General features: G+C 62.2%; 15 protein-coding genes. 7 read left to right on the top strand and 8 right to left on the bottom strand.

Annotation, left to right across the window (positions count from 1 at the left end; translation table 11 throughout):
• Nucleotides 1–113: 113 nt before the first annotated feature.
• Entirely contained in the window at nt 114–1076 is a 963-nt protein-coding gene (locus tag IVB27_RS00235) for an alpha/beta hydrolase (RefSeq protein ID WP_247440470.1), read from the top strand.
• Between the two features lie 5 nt (nt 1077–1081).
• Here the strand turns inward: IVB27_RS00235 and IVB27_RS00230 are convergent, their stop codons facing one another.
• Nucleotides 1082–1549, bottom strand: coding sequence for a cupin domain-containing protein (locus IVB27_RS00230; RefSeq protein ID WP_247440468.1), 468 nt, complete (start codon nt 1547–1549; stop codon nt 1082–1084).
• Between the two features lie 188 nt (nt 1550–1737).
• Here IVB27_RS00230 and IVB27_RS00225 point away from each other — a divergent pair, with 188 nt between their 5' ends.
• On the top strand, nt 1738–1986 hold the full coding sequence (locus IVB27_RS00225) for a hypothetical protein (RefSeq protein ID WP_247440466.1): 249 nt from the start codon (nt 1738–1740) through the stop codon (nt 1984–1986).
• A 251-nt stretch (nt 1987–2237) separates the two neighbouring features.
• On the top strand, nt 2238–3329 hold the full coding sequence (locus IVB27_RS00220) for a type II asparaginase (protein WP_276000864.1): 1092 nt from the start codon (nt 2238–2240) through the stop codon (nt 3327–3329).
• Nucleotides 3330–3345: 16 nt separating this feature from the next.
• On the opposite strand, the gene IVB27_RS00215 is transcribed toward IVB27_RS00220, so the two are convergent.
• Both IVB27_RS00215 and IVB27_RS00210 read right to left on the bottom strand, forming a co-directional pair.
• Complete coding sequence (locus tag IVB27_RS00215) at nt 3346–4221, bottom strand: MBL fold metallo-hydrolase (protein ID WP_247440465.1); 876 nt, start codon at nt 4219–4221, stop codon at nt 3346–3348.
• 71 nt (nt 4222–4292) lie between these two features.
• Nucleotides 4293–5915, bottom strand: coding sequence for an ABC-F family ATP-binding cassette domain-containing protein (locus tag IVB27_RS00210; RefSeq protein ID WP_247440463.1), 1623 nt, complete (start codon nt 5913–5915; stop codon nt 4293–4295).
• Nucleotides 5916–6117: 202 nt separating this feature from the next.
• On the opposite strand from IVB27_RS00210, the gene IVB27_RS00205 reads away from it, so the two are divergent.
• Nucleotides 6118–7302 carry a hypothetical protein gene (locus tag IVB27_RS00205; RefSeq protein WP_247440461.1) on the top strand — a complete coding sequence of 395 codons (1185 nt, stop codon included), beginning with the start codon at nt 6118–6120 and terminating at the stop codon, nt 7300–7302.
• 461 nt (nt 7303–7763) lie between these two features.
• Here IVB27_RS00205 and IVB27_RS00200 read toward each other — a convergent pair whose 3' ends face one another.
• From IVB27_RS00200 to IVB27_RS00185, 4 genes are all read right to left on the bottom strand, one after another.
• A complete protein-coding gene (locus IVB27_RS00200; RefSeq protein ID WP_247440459.1) occupies nt 7764–8219 on the bottom strand; it encodes a hypothetical protein in 456 nt (151 codons plus the stop codon).
• 24 nt (nt 8220–8243) lie between these two features.
• A complete protein-coding gene (locus IVB27_RS00195; RefSeq protein ID WP_247440457.1) occupies nt 8244–8456 on the bottom strand; it encodes a hypothetical protein in 213 nt (70 codons plus the stop codon).
• Nucleotides 8457–8736: 280 nt separating this feature from the next.
• Nucleotides 8737–9660, bottom strand: coding sequence for an IS1595 family transposase (locus IVB27_RS00190; protein ID WP_247440456.1), 924 nt, complete (start codon nt 9658–9660; stop codon nt 8737–8739).
• 41 nt (nt 9661–9701) lie between these two features.
• Complete coding sequence (locus tag IVB27_RS00185) at nt 9702–11309, bottom strand: multicopper oxidase family protein (RefSeq protein ID WP_247440454.1); 1608 nt, start codon at nt 11307–11309, stop codon at nt 9702–9704.
• Nucleotides 11310–11538: 229 nt separating this feature from the next.
• Here IVB27_RS00185 and IVB27_RS00180 point away from each other — a divergent pair, with 229 nt between their 5' ends.
• Genes IVB27_RS00180 through IVB27_RS00170 form a run of 3 tightly spaced genes read left to right on the top strand, consistent with a single transcriptional unit; the run spans nt 11539 to nt 15457 of the window.
• Complete coding sequence (locus tag IVB27_RS00180; protein WP_247440452.1) at nt 11539–14310, top strand: xanthine dehydrogenase family protein molybdopterin-binding subunit; 2772 nt, start codon at nt 11539–11541, stop codon at nt 14308–14310.
• The gene (locus IVB27_RS00175) at nt 14307–14831 is read left to right on the top strand and encodes a (2Fe-2S)-binding protein (RefSeq protein WP_247440450.1); all 525 of its coding nucleotides are present in this window, start codon (nt 14307–14309) and stop codon (nt 14829–14831) included. The genes IVB27_RS00180 and IVB27_RS00175 overlap by 4 nt, the downstream gene beginning before the upstream one ends.
• A gap of 8 nt (nt 14832–14839) precedes the next feature.
• The gene (locus IVB27_RS00170; RefSeq protein ID WP_247440449.1) at nt 14840–15457 is read left to right on the top strand and encodes an Isoquinoline 1-oxidoreductase subunit; all 618 of its coding nucleotides are present in this window, start codon (nt 14840–14842) and stop codon (nt 15455–15457) included.
• Nucleotides 15458–15506: 49 nt separating this feature from the next.
• Here IVB27_RS00170 and IVB27_RS00165 read toward each other — a convergent pair whose 3' ends face one another.
• Nucleotides 15507–16046 (bottom strand): P-loop NTPase family protein, encoded by a 540-nt coding sequence (locus IVB27_RS00165; RefSeq protein ID WP_247440447.1) that lies wholly within the window; start codon nt 16044–16046, stop codon nt 15507–15509.
• Nucleotides 16047–16247 lie beyond the last annotated feature (201 nt).

Below are 16247 nucleotides of genomic sequence, written 5' to 3'. Positions count from 1 at the left end.
AAGACCTCCCTGCCCGTTCATCCCCTGGCATCGCAACATGCGAGCGGTTGCCGATGCGGCGCGCAATATCTATGCTAACCCGCAAGGAAGACCAAGAACCCCGTGAGGATCCCATGGCCGCACCGCTCGATCCCGTCATCGCCCAGATCATTCCGCTGCTGCCGATGCGCGATCACACGACGATGACGCCACAGAGCGCCCGCGATTCCTTGCGCGCACTGGCTGCCTCGCGCGCGGCCATAGCGCCGCCGCCGGTCGACATCGTCGCGGATATCAAGGTGAAAGGCGGCGCCGGCCCGCTCGATGCACGGGTCTACCGGGTCGGCACCAATCCCGTGCCGACCGTGGTGTTCTTCCATGGTGGCGGCTGGGTCGCGGGCGACCTCGAGACCCATGACCGGCAGGCGCGCAACCTTGCGATCGAGACCGGCGCCGTCGTTATCTCCGTCGACTACCGGCGTCCGCCGGAGACGCGCTTTCCCGGCGCCTTCGAGGACGCCTTCGCCGCGGTCAGCGACATCTTCAACCGCGTCGCGGAATTTGGCGGCGATGCAAAACGCCTCGGCGTTGCCGGCGACAGCGCCGGAGGCAATCTCGCCGCCACCACCGCGATCGCCTGCCGCGACGCCGGCATCAAGCTCGCCGCGCAACTCCTGGTCTATCCCGTGACCGACGTGGTTGGCAGCTATGCGGACGCGCGCGAGAACGCGCCCTTTCCCTCGCGCGCCGAGAATGCCGAAGGCTACTTCCTCTCGCGCGCCGTCATGGAGTGGTTTTGCGGCCATTATCTCGCCGATCCGGCTCACGCGACCGACTGGCGCGTTTCACCGCTACGCGCCACATCGCTCGCCGGCGTCGCGCCCGCGATCGTCACCACAGCCTGGTACGATCCCCTGCGCGACGAGGGCGCGGCCTATGCACGGGCGCTGGAGGCGGCCGGTGTGCGGGTGAAGCATCATGAGGGCGCCGGCCTGATCCACGGCTATTTCGGCCTCGGGGACGCCTCCGAGGTGGCGCGCGCCGAAGCGCAACGTGCACGCGCGGACTTCAAGGCGCTGCTCGCGCGGGGCGTATGAGACCGCTAGGCGCGCCGCGCCGGTTGCGCGTCGGTGCGCCCCCACGTTTCGTCCCAATCCTGCCCGGCGGCATCGACGACGCGGCCGTCGGATTCGAAGAACTTGTTCGGCACCTGGAAGATCGCCAGGATCAAGGCACCCTCCGGGCACCAGGCGGCATGCCGGCTGCCCGCCTCGCGCCAGATGAATTCGCCGGCCTTGCAGGCGATCCCCTTGGCCGGCCCCTCCTTGTCGACGAGAGCGCCCTCGATGACGTAACTCTGCTCGACGCCGACATGCTCGTGATCGGGCAGCACCGATCCCGGCGCAAAGCGCATCAGGGCGGTCATCAGACCGCTGCTGCGATCGAACAGCAGCGTCTTGGCCTCGCAGCCCGGAAAGCGCGTCTTCTGCCATTCCATCTCTTGAGGCCGGACCAGATGCGAATGCTGATCAGCGGCGGCCTCCGGCACTTTCGGAATCACGGCGTCCATCACGATGCTCCTCCAGCTAAACTCGGCCGAAGCTAGCAGGGTTGCCCGGCCAGGTCAGCGCGCAGCGCAACACGCCGCAATCCTCCCCCGCCGGTGATCAAAATGGCGCCACAGGCGCCGATCCTGCTTGATTGCGCCACGATTCCCGGTTCCAATCCGCGTGCCATTTCTGGTTTAGGGAGACAACCATGATGAAGCGGATTTTCCTGGCTGCGATCGTTGCGACCTTTGCAGCGGGTTCGGCCTTCGCGGAAGACACCTGCGAGAGCAAAGCGGTCGGCAAGGACGGCAAGGCCTTGGCCGGCGCTGCCAAGACCTCGTTCATGAAGAAGTGCAAGGCCGACGCCTGCGCGCCCAAGGCGATGAGCGCCGATGGCAAGCCGCTCGCCGGCGCCGCCAAGAACAGCTTCATGAAGAAGTGCGAAGTCGGCGCGTAATCGCGCTGCGAATTTGCTGTTGCTTTAGCGTGCAATCGCCAAACGAACTGCGTCATGGCCGGGCTTGTCCCGGCCATTCGCGTGTGTGTTTCCGAATAACAGAGGCGAAGAACTTTTGCCGCGCGCCGACCGCCCAAACCAAATCATCCGAAACCATCGCCACCCTAGACAGAAGGCCTGGGCTGACGGATCATGCAGTGCTGAGCGAAATGGGGCGCATCGACATGGCTTTCTAGAAAATGGAGGTCGAGATGTGGCAACTTCGAGTGCGTGGTCAGATAATGGCGACAATGAGCTTGCTGTTCGCGCTGCTCATCAGTTTTGACGTCGCGAACGCAAGGGGCTCCGGTCTGCCCAACGTCATGGTTCTGGCAACCGGCGGCACGATCGCCGGCACGGGGGCGAGCAGCACCACCGTGGTCGGTTACACCGCAGCCACGGTGGGCATAGAGACCCTCCTGAACGCCGTCTCCGAACTGAAAACCGTGGCTAACGTCAAGGGCGAGCAGGTTTTCCAGATCGCCAGCGAGAACATGAACAATGACTACTGGCTGAAGCTTGCAAAGCGCGTCAACTCGCTCCTCGCGCAGGACGACGTCGATGGGATTGTGATCACGCACGGGACTGATACGATCGAGGAAACCAGCTATTTTTTGAACCTGGTTGTCAAGAGCAGGAAACCTGTCGTCATCGCGGGCGCGATGCGGCCATCGACAGCGATCAGCGCGGATGGGCCGATCAACCTCTTTAATGCGGTGATCCTCGCAGGCAGTGACGAGGCGGTCGGCAAGGGCGTGCTCGTTGCTCTCAACGATCAGATCAACGCGGCGCGCGAGGTGACCAAGAGCAACACCTCGACGGCAGACACCTTCCGCACACCCGAACTCGGCTTTCTCGGCTACATGCAGGGCAACAAGCCGTACTTCTATCGTCAATCGACGCGCCGGCACACGGCGGACTCCGAATTTGACGTTTCTAACCTCGATGTCCTGCCGCAAGTCGACATTGTCTACGGCTACGCCAACATGAACCGGCTCGCGATCGACGCTTTTGTCGCTGCCGGGGCGAAGGGGATCGTGCATGCTGGCGTCGGTGATGGCAGCCTTGCCCGGCCCGCGGTCGAGCCAGCTCTCGATGACGCCCACAAGAAGGGGGTCGCGATCGTTCGCAGCAGCCGTGTCGGGAACGGCATCGTCGCGCGCAATGGGGAAGCCAAGGACGACGAACACGACTTCATCGTCTCGGATACGCTTAATCCTCAGAAGGCGCGTATTTTGCTGATGCTGGCGCTGACCAAGACGACCGACAGCAAGGAGATCCAGCGGATGTTCTACACTTATTAGATCATCCGCTGTCGCCCTACTCCCGCTTGAAGCGATAATCGAACGCTCCACCGAGCGGCTTGATCAGCCCCACCGTCGGCGTCGGGAAATGCACCGGCAGGATCAGCGTGTCGGTATCGGCAACGGAGGCGAAAAACTTCCGCCGTGACACCGCTGATTGCCTGGCATCCCAATCCGGCTTCGCCGACCAGTCCGGCTCGCGGCACTGAATCTGGTGATGCATGAGATCGCCGGCGACCACCGCCCGCTGGTCCTTTGAGAAAATGTTCACGCAGCAATGACAGGGCGAATGCCCCGGCGTCGGCGTCAGCGTGACGGTGTCGTCTAACGCGTAATCATCATCGACCAACAGCGCCTGCCCGGCTTCGACGATCGGCAGGCAATTGTCGCGAAACACGGTGCCGGGCGGATTGCTGCCCTTGGCATTCTCCGCCTCCCATGCCGCATACTCACCCTTGTGGAAGACGTATTTCGCATTCGGAAACGTCGGCACCCAGCGCCCGTCGCGCAAGCTCGTATTCCAGCCGGTGTGGTCGATGTGAAGATGCGTGCAGAAGACGTAGTCGATCTGCTCGAAGCCGATGCCAAGCGCGAACAATTCGTTGCGCCAGCGCTCCTTGCCGGGAAAATCGAACGGCGGCGGATGCCCCTTGTCCTCGCCGGTGCAGGTGTCGACCAGGATGGTGTAGCGTGGCGTGCGCACCACAAAGGTCTGATAGGTGATCACCATCATGCCGCGCGCGGCGTCGAACACCTCAGGCTCCATCGTCGGCAGATGGCGCTTGAACACGCCCTCGTCATAGGCCGGGAAAAAATCCTGCGGCCGCCGCCACGGCCCTTCCCGTTCGATCACCGCATCGATGGTGATGTCGCCGATCCGGAGTTGCTTCATGGTTGTTTCGCTCCCCTTTTTGGAAGGAGCGTAGCGGGCGGCAGCAACGCGTCAAGGCGCGTAGCGGAATGCTAGCTCCGCAGCCCCGGCGCTTCCTGCCCCGTGCGCGCGACGTATTCGGTGTAGCCGCCGCCGAACTGGTGGATGCCCTCCGGTGTCAGCTCCAGCACGCGGTTCGACAGAACGCTGAGAAAATGCCGGTCATGCGAGACGAACAGCATGGTGCCCTCGAAATCCGACAGCGCCGTGATCAGCATTTCCTTGGTGGCGAGATCGAGATGGTTGGTCGGCTCGTCCAGCACCAGAAAATTCGGCGGATCGAACAGCATCTTGGCCATCACCAGACGTGCCTTCTCGCCGCCTGACAACACGCGGCAGCGCTTCTCGACGTCGTCGCCGGAGAAGCCGAAACAGCCGGCGAGCGCGCGCAATGATCCCTGCCCCGCGGTCGGAAACTGTTCCTCCAGCGACTGGAACACGGTGTGCTCGCCGTCGAGCAGGTCCATGGCGTGCTGGGCAAAATAGCCCATCTTGACGCTGCCGCCCACCGCCACGGTGCCCTTATCGGGCTCGCTCGCGCCGGCGATCAACTTGAGCAGCGTCGACTTGCCGGCGCCGTTGACGCCCATCACGCACCAGCGCTCGCGGCGGCGGATCATGAAATCGAGGCCGTCATAGATGCGCTTGCTGCCATAGCCCTTGTAGACGTTCTTCAACGCCACGACGTCCTCGCCCGAGCGCGGCGCGGGCAGAAAATCGAACGCCACGGTCTGGCGGCGGCGCGGCGGCTCGACCCGCTCGATCTTGTCGAGCTTCTTCACCCGGCTCTGCACCTGAGCGGCATGAGACGCGCGCGCCTTGAAGCGCTCGATGAACTTGATCTCCTTGGCGAGCATCGCCTGCTGGCGCTCGAACTGCGCCTGCTGCTGCTTCTCGTTCAGCGCCCGCTGCTGCTCGTAGAACTCGTAATCGCCGGCATAGGTCGTCAGCGAGCCGCTATCGATCTCGACGACTTTCGAAATCACGCGGTTGATGAACTCGCGGTCGTGCGAGGTCATCAACAGCGTGCCTTCGTAATCGTGCAGGAATTTTTCCAGCCAGATCAGGCTTTCGAGATCGAGATGGTTGCTCGGCTCGTCGAGCAGCATGACATCGGGACGCATCAAGAGAATGCGGGCGAGCGCCACCCGCATCTTCCAGCCGCCGGAGAGCTTGCCGACGTCGCCGTCCATCATCTCCTGGCTGAAGCCGAGGCCTGACAGCGCCTCGCGCGCACGGCCGTCGAGCGCGTAGCCGTCGAGCTCCTCGAACGCGTGCTGCACCTCGCCGTAACGCGCGATGATCTCGTCCATCTGGTCGGCTTTGTCGGGATCGGCCATCGCCGTCTCGAGCTCGCGCAACTCGGCGGCCACCGCACTCACCGGTCCTGCCCCGTCCATGACCTCGGCCACGGCGCTGCGACCGGCCATCTCGCCGACGTCCTGGTTGAAATAGCCGATGGTGATGCCGCGATCGGTCGAGACCTGCCCCTCGTCGGGCAGTTCCTCGCCGGCGATCATCCGGAATAGCGTGGTCTTGCCGGCGCCGTTCGGGCCGACAAGGCCGATCTTCTCGCCCTTATTGAGGGCGGCGGAAGCTTCGATGAACAGGATCTGGTGGCCGGCTTGCTTGCTGACGTTGTCGAGGCGGATCATGGGGGCTTTTTAGGGGGATTGTTGCGTTGCAGCGTCATAGGCCATGCCGGCCGCCAGGGGAAGCCCGGCCGGGCCCGGCTTCCGCCTTCGCCGGCCCGCGAATTATATACTTTACACCACAAACACAGGATATGGGGGCGGAACCTAGATTCCGCCTTCATCGCTCTTGTGTAGAGAACTTGGCGAGGCCTATAATGGAGGCATGTCCAAGGATGATTCTATCGGTGCCGTTCTGAAGGCCGCGCAGGCCCGCCTCTTGGCGGAAGCGCAGGCTAGGATAGAACTTGAGACGGCCGCCGATATGGAGGTGCTGCACAAGCTTGCCGCGAAGTATAACTTGCGGGTCATTAGCGCGGATGACGCGTTGCCAGAAATCCCCGACATTCCGTCGATCCCGAAGCTCCCCACAACTTCCTCAGTTGCAATGCCCAAGGCGGCGTTTAGGGCCTTCTCCAACCGTGTCCCAGATGGTTACCAGCAGGGCGTGACCGTTACAGCCAGCGTAGAGACGCTGGGCGAGTTGATTCGTCTCTACCGCACACACGATAGTTCCCCCTACCGCACTCTGCGCTTCAAGGTGCGCCTCGGCACCGACAACATGCTTGACCGCATGCTGGAGCACGGCGATCTCCGCCTCGTCGATCTCAACGCCGACGGCATCAGGAAGCTTTATGATGTGTGGGTGGGCGACGGAAAGGTCGCCACCGGGCATGCGTTTGTCACTAAGCTGCGCGGACTGTTCGGCTTCGGCACGACAGTTCTGGATGATCCTGGTTGTCAGCGTCTCAGCACCATCATGAACAAGATGCGCTTCACGATGCCGCCGACCCGCGACGAGCGGCTGACCGAAGCTCACACCAAAGCCATCATCGCCAAGGCGCACGAGATGGTGCGGCCTTCGATTGCACTCGCGCAGGCAATCCAGTTTTCATTTGGCTTGGGCCAGAAGGACACAATCGGCGAATACGTTCCAGTTACGGAAGCCGGCCAGTCCGACATCATTGTTGATGGCATGAAATGGCTGCACGGTATCCGGTGGGATAATGTGAATGACGCTCTGGTGCTGCGCCACGTGACGAGCTTCGGCGGCAAGTTTCTCGAATTGGATCTAAAGCGCGCACCGATGGTGCTAGCAGAGTTGGAAAAGCAGTTCACGGGCGTCATTCCCAAGCGCGGCGCGATTATCATTTCGGAATGGAATAAGAAGCCGTGGTCTGCGAACGAGTTTCGCCGTTGGTGGCGCAAGATCGCGGATGCTGCCGGCGTCCCTAAATCCATTAAAAACATGGACAGCGGTCGCGCTTCCGACCGAGAACAGTTCGCCGTCAAAGGTGGATCATTTGAAGGCCTCGACCTCGAAGGCGAGACGGAGGCCAGGCTTCACTAAGACAAAGCGGCGGACAGAAGCCCGCCGTCTGGAACGACCGACTGCATTCAGGCCGTGGCACTGGTGCAGTGGGGAAGCGAAAGGGTGCGGACCCGAGTAGCTAACGCGGCGCGAAACGGGGCGGTCACGGTAAGCCCCGAAGGAGGTGGAACATGCAACAACGTAGTTGAGGCATGAAGCGTGGCGCGTCGTCGGGTACCAGCCGGCGGCGCGCCATACGTTATATAGCTAAACGCTTGGAAATACGCAACGAATCCTAGGAAATATCGTCAATTGTTCACTGTCATGGACTGATCGATGCAGAAGCGACCAAAAGACGACGCATACAGTGAGGAAGAGGCCCAACGGCGGTTCTTGGACGCTCTCAAGGCCGGATTGAAAACGCCGCCAAAGCCATTGAAAGAGAAGCCGAAGCGTCGGAGTGAGAAGAAACCGGGCAAAGGGGAGCGCCTGGGCTGATGTCAGGGCAGTGGAAAACTTAGATTCTGAGCAACAAAGCAGGACAGAGCGGCCGACCTTTGAGCTTCTGACAGTTTCCCGCAGATGATTTTCTGTTCACGAACATACTCGTTCGGCACGAAGTATTTTTCGCCCCACGGCAGGCGTTTCCTATTTTTCAAATCCAGCTTGAAGACCGTGGGTTTGTGCAGTCCGGCGGCCCGGAATTCTGCTTTGTTAATCAGCAGGTGGCTACGCCAGTCAGCCACGGTGATGTTCTCGGCTCCGGTGCCATAGGCGACAGTGATATCGGCGTAAATCTGCTCTGTCGGATCATAAATTTGATCCCGAACATCGATTACCAAAACAGGGCGAGCTTCGTCGCTCGGCTGGAGCTTCGCGGCCGTATAAGGCCACCTGCACCACACGATATCAAAAACATCTGGAGCGGATTTAGAATCGTAAAGCGCCCATCCCATAGGATGGGACTAACACACTCGCGGTTAGCGGGAAACCGGGCGACTGTTAGCGTAAAACTCGGTCAACTCCGGATCGTCTTGGTGGATTTGCTCAGGCGTAAGCTCAGAGTAATCGGCCCGATACTTGCCGATCATTAGATTATCTTGGTCTTCCGTTTCATCCGTTTTTTTAGACGGATGTACCCACTCGGAGAAATCGGCAACGGTAGCCTGAAGAAATGCCATCAGAGCGGCCATGACGCGTCTTTCCAGCGCATTTATGATTCTTGATTCTGCGCATTCGAGTTAAGGAAGCCTTACGCTAGCTCTAGTCTCGGGCTCGTCCAATAAGGTTCAGATCATGTGTGAGACAATTATGGCCCCGGTGTGCCGCACCGGCAACAACACAAAGGGTTGAGTGTGACTTATGTCACACATCTAATTGTCTCATGGTTTTCAACGTCTGGGGCGTGCGCGCGTTCCAGCCGGGGCAGCCTTCGGCCGCAGCAGCCGCCGTATCCACCTGCTGAAGTCCCACTTAGTGAGATTGCCGATACGTCAGACGCTTGCCAGCCGCACCTTTGACGGCAAGGTCTGCACGTGCCCCATCGTCGATACCGAGCGCGATGCGGTTGCTGTAACGGAAGTCGAATTCAGCCAAGTAGCGGTGCAGGTGCTTCTCCGAGCAATGCTGATAGATGCCCTTCATGCCGCGCTTGAAGATGCTGTAGTAGCCTTCGACCGTGTTCGTTGAGATCGTCTCGCTACCTTCATAGCGAACGTACTCGTCCTTAGAGTGGTTCACGGTCTGATGGCTAGCGATGCCCTCGATGTCCGCGATGATCTTGTTGTAGTTGGCTTCGTCCGTCATCAGCTTCGCCTCTTTGCTGAGGTTGTTGCGGATGATCGGGAGAAGATCGCCAGCACGGACGCCATCAACATGGAAGCTGCGGGCTGCGCCACCGCGCTCAACCAGGGTGAGCACAACGTTTTTGTGCGCCCAAGCGGCCTTTCCCTTCGGCATTCCCTTGACGCGGCCAATGAAGGTCTCTTCAACCGGCTTGCCGCCCTTCCCCAGAAAAGGGGCCATGAGACCGCCAGCGCGCATTGCCTCGCGAATGCGATGAGTGAGAAACCAAGCCGTCTTGTAGGTGACGCCAAGCGAGCGATGCATCTGATGGGAGCTGACGCCCTTCTTGCTCGACGCCATCAGGAAGAACGCCTGTACCCAAACGTGCAGCTTGATATGGCTGCTTTCCATCACGCTCTTGGTCGTGACGGTGAAGTCCTTGCGGCACTCCTTCGACGCACAACGATAGACGCCCGGCTTCTTCTTGTTTTCGTAAGACCGCCCGACCGTACCGCAATGGGGACAAACGCGCTCAGCGCCCCAGCGGATCGCCTCAAGATAGGCCCGGGCCGCTTCGTGGCTCTGAAAGTGTGGTGCGTTGAACTGCGACATGACGCGAAACCCCTTGGATGCTCAAAATCTAGGGGTTGGGCTTAGGGCTTGTAGACCTCCACGGTCTGCATCATGCCCATCTCCTCATGGTTCATCATGTGGCAGTGGAGCATATAGACACCGGTGAAATCGATGAAGCGCGAGCGGAACACGACCTCGCCGCCCTTGCGCTCCACGATCACGGAATCCCGCCATTCCGGCACGGCCAGCGGCTTGCCGTTGACCGACACCACCTGGAACGGATTGGTATGGATGTGAAAGACGTGGTCGTCATGCTCATGCGTGTTGACGATGGTCCACTCCTCGACCGCGCCCAACTTGACCCGCTGATCGATGCGGCCGGGATCGAACTTCTTGCCGTCGACGAAGAACTCGAACTCCTGCCAATGGCCGGCCGCATCGGCCTCAGGCGCCGTTGCCGACAAAGTCACCTTGCGACGGTTGGTGATCTCGGAATCCTTGATCGTGGCGAGCGGCGCAGGCGGCAAGGCGCGCGGCAGCTTCATGTCCATCGGCGCGCCAGCCACGACGACCCGCGCCAGCGGCCCGACCGGCGAAGGATGCCCCTGGTCGTAGGGCGCGGCGTTGAAGGCGTAGGTGCCGGGGCCGCCTGCCTTCACCAGAATGTCCGCGCGCTGACCGGGCGCGATCAGGACCTGCTTGAGCGACTGCATGGCGCCGAGCTGGATGCCGTCATAGGCGATCGCATGCAGATCGTGCTTTTCCAAGTCGAGCAGCATGTCGTCCTGATAGGCGGCGTTGAGGATGCGCCAGCGCTGCACTTCGCCCGGACGCATCTCGATCGCCGGCCGCCGTTGTCCGTTGATCGCCAGAAAGCGCGTCGCGGTCTCCGGAAACAGCGTCTCGAAATTTTCGACCATGCCCTTGGCGTCGTAGACCACCTGGGTCAGCACCAGCAGCCGCTCGCGCGCGGCCGTGATCTCCGGCACACCGGCGAAATCGCCCTCGATGACGACGGCGCCCACCATGCCGCTGGACATCTGGATATCGGCGCTGCCGTGGTGATGCGGGTGATACCAATAAGTGCCGCTGGTGTGGTCAGCCGGCAGCGAGATCTCGATGTTGTAGCTGTGACCCGGCGCCATCGAGCGCATGACATTGTCCGCAATTCCGCTCGGGCTCGCATGCGCGCCGTGGAAATGGAAGTTTGTGTTGTTGAACTGGTGCGGATGGCTGATGTCCGCGGGCAACCCATCGCGGTTCGGCGGCAGGTCGTTGATCATCTTGATCCGCAGCGTCTCACCGGGCTTCATCCGCAAGGTCGGACCGGGACTGCCGCCGTCGTACGACCTGACATAGAGCTTGACGCCGCCGATCTGGCGATAGGCGTAGCCGACGCGCAATGTGGTGCTGAGCACGCCATTGGCGGATCTGCGCACCTCGGGCTCGACCAGCGGCTGGTCCATGGCGGGAGCCGGCGTTTCCGGCACCATGCCCATGGTCGGCGACATGTCTGCGGCGTGAGACATGCTTGCGTGATCGTGTGCGGCGTGTTGTGCGTTCGCAGCGCCCGGGATCAGCGACAGCGCGCCGGCCTTGAGACCGTAATCGAGCAATTGGCGCCGGGACAGTTTCGTCGTGCCCGTCGCGGTGGCGACAGGAGACACATCGTCTGGATCATGCTGCATTGAGTTCCGCCCCCGGTTGCCGATCAGTCTTCGGTTTGATTCGACTGCAAAGCAAGCACGAAAGGCAAATTCACCGGAGCCGCCGTCTTCATCCGATGTAAACGCTCTGTCCCTTCCTATCGTCGCATGACGAATCATGACAGCTTCACGCTAGCGTTGGCGCATACCGTCCGGGCATCGATGCCATCGGCATCGGAACGGCTTTAGAACCTCATACAAGGATCAGATCATGCTGCCTTCGCGACGCGAGTTCGTGAAGTGGTTATCGGCGGGAGGCATTTCGGTCAGCCTGTCGCATCTTGCCTCGGCGGCAGGAGCTCCCTTCGCAGCCCAGGAGACGCTGCCTGGACGCGGCAAGTTCAATCCCGCGACAACGGGCGCCGGCCGTGTCGACGGGGTCGCCAAGGTCACCGGCGCAAAGCTTTACGCCTCCGACTTCCGCGCCAATGATCTGCCGGGCTGGCCGCAGGCCACCTCGCACGCGATCCTGGTCCGCGCCAATGACGCCACGCATGTCTATACCGGCATGGACCTGGGCCGCCTCGGCGGCGCGCTCAAGCCGTCGGTGGTCGTGACGGCCGCCGATCTCGACCGGATCGGGACGCAGGTGCCGGAATTCTATGCGGGCGACCTGTTCTGTCCGATCGGCAAGACGCCGCTCTATCTCGGCCAGCCGGTCGCGCTTTTGATCTTCGAAAAGTTCGACGCCTTCGACCAGGCGCGCCTCGCGTTGCGCGACGGCACTTTCGTTCAATTCGGCGAGGAGACCGGGCCTGTCGTCGTCCCGGATTACGGGGCCTTCCGCTTCACCCGCGTGGCAGGTCCCTCGCCTGACAAGCCGGACGTCTATTCGCCGCTCCAGGCCGGCTGGGTCTCGCCGAAGAAAGTGCAGAGCGCGGCGCTGCCGGTGTGGTCGCCGCTCGCCAAGGAAATGCCGGCGGATTACGCCAAGGCGGCGAAATATGGCGAGCAGATCCGTGCCGAGCTTGCAGCGGATGACGCCTCCATGCTGGTGCTCGACCGCGAGTTCGAGACGCAATCGGTCGACCCGATGTTCCTCGAGCCGGAATGCGGGCTCGCCTGGTACGACGGCAAGGGCGGCAACCTCGAACTGCTGCTTGGCGTCCAGTCGCCCTACGAGGCGGCGGAGTCGATCGCGCATCTGTTGGGCAAGGCCCGCGCGCCCTACAAGCCGGCGCACATCAACGCGCAGTTCGCCCATGTCGGCGGCGGTTTTGGTGGCCGCGATCACACACCTTTCATTCTCTATGTTGCGCTCGCGGCGGTCTGCTTTCCCGGCAAGCCGGTGCGGCTGGCGCATGACCGCTACCAGCAGTTTCAGGCCGGCATCAAGCGCCACGCAATCAAGATGCGCTCGCGCATCGGCATTGATCGCGCGACCGGCAAGATCAAGGCGTTTGCCGCCGACCACGTGCTCGACGGCGGCGGCCTCGCCCATTTCTCGGCCAGCGTCGCCGTCGTCGCGGCCACTGGCGCAATCGGCATCTACGACATTCCGAAGGTCGACGTCAGGACCGTCGCCGTGCACTCGCGCGGCGTGAGCGCGGGCTCGATGCGCGGCTACGGCATACTGCAAGCCATGACGGCGCTGGAGGTCCTGATCGACGAGGCGGCGTCCGAGCTCAAGCGCGATCCGATCGAATTCCGGCGGCGCAATGCGCTGCCCCAGAACGGCCGGACCATGACCGGCAATCCCTACATCGTCTCGGTGCGCACGCCCGAAATCCTCGACAAGCTCGAGAAGCACCCGATCTGGCAGCAGCGGGCACAGTTCAAACAGACATCGTCGGATCGGCTGGTCGGCACCGGCGTCGCCTGCGTGACGAAAGACTATGGCTCCGGCGCGGACGGCTCGCTCGGGCGCGTGGAGCTTGCCCCCGACGGCAGGATCGTCATCTATTGCGATCATGTCGAGATGGGCAACGGCATCGGGACGGCGCTGGCCAACCGGGTCGCCAGCCATCTCGGTGCCATCGCCGACGAGGTCTCGGTCGCCCGCGTCGACAGCTATGACGTGCTCGGGCTGGTCACATCAGGCGATCCCTCCACCATCGACCAGAAGACCCAGGATGCCGCGGAGAAAAATCCGCGCTGGGTGCCCGCGATCAGCTCGCCGACAAGCTCCTCGATCGGCGCGCATGTCGGCACGCATTCCGCCGCGGAAGCCGCCCGCGTCATCTTCCGCTTCGGCCTGTGGCCCGCGGCGCTTGAGCTGTGGCGCATCGCAAAGTCAGATCCGCGCGCACGGCAATGGGCCAGCGCAAGCTGGCAGAACGGCCAGCTCACGATGCCCGGCCTCGAACCGCTGGCCCTCCCCCTGCTCGCGGCAACAGCTCATGCGCGCGGCTTCGTCACCGGTGCGGTTGCGCACAGTTTCTCCCGCTGGGCGTGGTCGCGGGCACGCTTTCCGCTGTCCGGCGAGCAATACCGCGCCGACATCGACGCGCTCGCGATTCGCCGCGCCAATGGCAAGTTCGAGCGGATCAACCGCGTCAGCGTCAAGTTTCCGCCGACCGACAACAACCGGATCGGCACCGCCTACACCTCGATGTGCGGCACGGTCGTTCGCGTCGAGATCGAGCGCGCAACCGGCGCGCTTCGCATCGCCAAGGCCTATAGCGTGTTCGAATGCGGCACCGCGCTGGTGCCCGAGGTGGTGATGGGTCAGGCCCAGGGCGGCTTCGCCATGGGCGTCGGCTACGCGCTGCTCGAAACCCTGCCACCGTTCGAGGGCGGCCCGGGCAACGGCGAATGGAATCTCGGGCGCTATCTGGTCGCGCGCGGCTCCGACCTGCCGCTCCGGGATCTCGAGATCGAGATGCTGAAGCCGCAAACAGCAGACGAAGCACCGAAGGGCATGGCGGAGGTCGTGATGATCCCGATCGTGCCGGCGCTGATCAACGCCATCCACGACGCCACCGGCCATCGCTTCCGCGCGCTGCCGGTCACAGCAAACCTTTTGAAGGGAGTGCTCGCGTGACCACCCTCAGCCTCACCATCAACGGCCGGAAGCACGGCCCGATGGACGTCCGCGACGACCTCTCGATGAACGATTTTTTGCGCGAGATGCTCGGGATGACCGGGACAAAGTTCGGCTGCGGGGCCGCGCAATGCCTGAGCTGCGCCATCATCGTCGACGCGCCCGACGGCACCAGCACCACCAGCCCCACCTGCGTCGCGCCCGCCGTGTCCTTTGACGGCAAATCGATCCGCACTGTCGAGGGCCACGCCCAAGGCGGCCAGCTCTCGGTGCTGCAACAGGCCTTCATCGATCATTTCGCTTTTCAATGCGGTTATTGCACCGCCGGCTTCCTCAATGAGGGCCAGGTCTTGCTGGAGCGCCTGTCGCGGACACCGGTCGCGCGCGAGGCACTGGAGCAGACCATCGCAGACGCGCTCGACGGCCATCTCTGCCGCTGCACCGGCTACATCAAATATCACGAGGCGGTGCGCGACGTGATCCTGGCCGATTCGAACCGCTACCTCATGGCCACCAAGTGACACGCGCCATGATCTCCGATGCGCGGTTCAAGATGATGGCCGTGGTCGCGGCACTCGCCGGCAGTCTCAGTGCGGGCTACGCCGCCTCGGAAAGCGCGGGCCATGCGCTGGCCGCGCCGGAAAGCTTCGCCGGCATCACTGAGACCGAGAAGCGATCGGCTGCGATCTTCACCGAGCTCGGCAAGGTGCTGACGCATCCGCGCTGTACCAATTGCCATCCGGCCGGTGACAGGCCGCACCAGGGCGACAATGCCCGCCTGCATCAGCCGCCGGTCACACGCGGCGCCGACGGTCATGGGCTCGACGCGATGCGCTGCAACACCTGCCATCAGAAGGCCAATTTCGAGCCCGGCCGCATGCCCGGCCATCCCGAATGGCATCTTGCTCCGCGGGAAATGGCCTGGGAGGGCAAGACCATCGGCGAGATCTGCGAGCAGATCAGGGATCCCGCGCGCAATGGCGGGCGCAAGGTGGAAGACCTGATCGACCATATCGGCAAGGACACCCTCGTCGGCTGGGCCTGGAAGCCCGGCTTCGGCCGCTCGCCCGTCCCGGGCACGCAGGAGCAGGCCGGCGCGCTGGTGGAGGCCTGGGTGAAGACCGGAGCGGCGTGTCCCGCGCCGTGACGCGAAGACGAGCACTCATCAACTCAATGTCGGCTTCCGAGCGTGCAGCCTAAGGCCCAAAACGTGGATCAATATTGGTCACTTTGTCGCGCAGCTTTTCGAGCAATTCAGCAACTTGTTCTCGGCTCTCCAGCCGCAACTTGATACCGGAGAAATCGTTGAACAGCTTAGAGTGACCAGCAAACGACGAAGGTGTCTGCCGAGTCCAGTAGGCCTCCGCCCACTTCATCAGTTCGGCGGCGTCATGATTTGTTGCTCCTCGCCGCAGACCGCGAGCCAGCAGACCGGCGCGGCAAAGGCTCCAGGGAAAATCTAGCCAAATGAGAGCGGTTGCTTTGGGAAGGGCGACTTCCGCAAGCCATCCGAATGCACCTTCGATGATCCAGCGCGGCTGACCTGAAATATCGAGAACCATCTTTCGCGCGACGGCTTCATTTCGCTTTGAGCCAAAGCCATCGTCTTCCCAGTGCAACAGATCAAGATCAATCGCGGGGATATCGGCGAGAATCGCAATGACTTCGGCCAACGTGCTTTTGCCTGAGCCGCTGTTTCCAATAATTACCGTACGTTCGATCAGAGGTTCAGGCATTCAACTTGCAGATGGTAGTCCTGCCTCATTGCCGGATAATATTCGGTCGCTCATGATCGACATGGCCTAGGGTCTGTTGGGATTCATCTGGAGTTTATCGCGGCCGCGGCCAGATAGATCATTGAAGTGAAGCTCTGGTCGGTCTTGTCGGCGCGCATTGCGATGCGCTTGAATTCCTTGAGCTTGCCGAAGAAGTTCTCG

Source organism: Bradyrhizobium sp. 197 (genome assembly GCF_023073375.1).
GTDB lineage: Bacteria > Pseudomonadota > Alphaproteobacteria > Rhizobiales > Xanthobacteraceae > Bradyrhizobium.
Note: the sequence above shows the minus strand (reverse complement) of the source record. Positions and strands in the feature narration are given on the sequence as shown.

Bases quoted from the DNA above. Each gene is read 5' to 3' on its own strand.
- IVB27_RS00235 (WP_247440470.1), top strand. From the start codon at position 114: ATGGCCGCACCGCTCGATCCCGTCATCGCCCAGATCATTCCGCTGCTG.
- IVB27_RS00230 (WP_247440468.1), bottom strand. From the start codon at position 1,549: ATGGACGCCGTGATTCCGAAAGTGCCGGAGGCCGCCGCTGATCAGCAT.
- IVB27_RS00225 (WP_247440466.1), top strand. From the start codon at position 1,738: ATGATGAAGCGGATTTTCCTGGCTGCGATCGTTGCGACCTTTGCAGCG.
- IVB27_RS00220 (WP_276000864.1), top strand. From the start codon at position 2,238: ATGTGGCAACTTCGAGTGCGTGGTCAGATAATGGCGACAATGAGCTTG.
- IVB27_RS00215 (WP_247440465.1), bottom strand. From the start codon at position 4,221: ATGAAGCAACTCCGGATCGGCGACATCACCATCGATGCGGTGATCGAA.
- IVB27_RS00210 (WP_247440463.1), bottom strand. From the start codon at position 5,915: ATGATCCGCCTCGACAACGTCAGCAAGCAAGCCGGCCACCAGATCCTG.
- IVB27_RS00205 (WP_247440461.1), top strand. From the start codon at position 6,118: ATGTCCAAGGATGATTCTATCGGTGCCGTTCTGAAGGCCGCGCAGGCC.
- IVB27_RS00200 (WP_247440459.1), bottom strand. From the start codon at position 8,219: ATGGGATGGGCGCTTTACGATTCTAAATCCGCTCCAGATGTTTTTGAT.
- IVB27_RS00195 (WP_247440457.1), bottom strand. From the start codon at position 8,456: ATGGCCGCTCTGATGGCATTTCTTCAGGCTACCGTTGCCGATTTCTCC.
- IVB27_RS00190 (WP_247440456.1), bottom strand. From the start codon at position 9,660: ATGTCGCAGTTCAACGCACCACACTTTCAGAGCCACGAAGCGGCCCGG.
- IVB27_RS00185 (WP_247440454.1), bottom strand. From the start codon at position 11,309: ATGCAGCATGATCCAGACGATGTGTCTCCTGTCGCCACCGCGACGGGC.
- IVB27_RS00180 (WP_247440452.1), top strand. From the start codon at position 11,539: ATGCTGCCTTCGCGACGCGAGTTCGTGAAGTGGTTATCGGCGGGAGGC.
- IVB27_RS00170 (WP_247440449.1), top strand. From the start codon at position 14,840: ATGATCTCCGATGCGCGGTTCAAGATGATGGCCGTGGTCGCGGCACTC.
- IVB27_RS00165 (WP_247440447.1), bottom strand. From the start codon at position 16,046: ATGCCTGAACCTCTGATCGAACGTACGGTAATTATTGGAAACAGCGGC.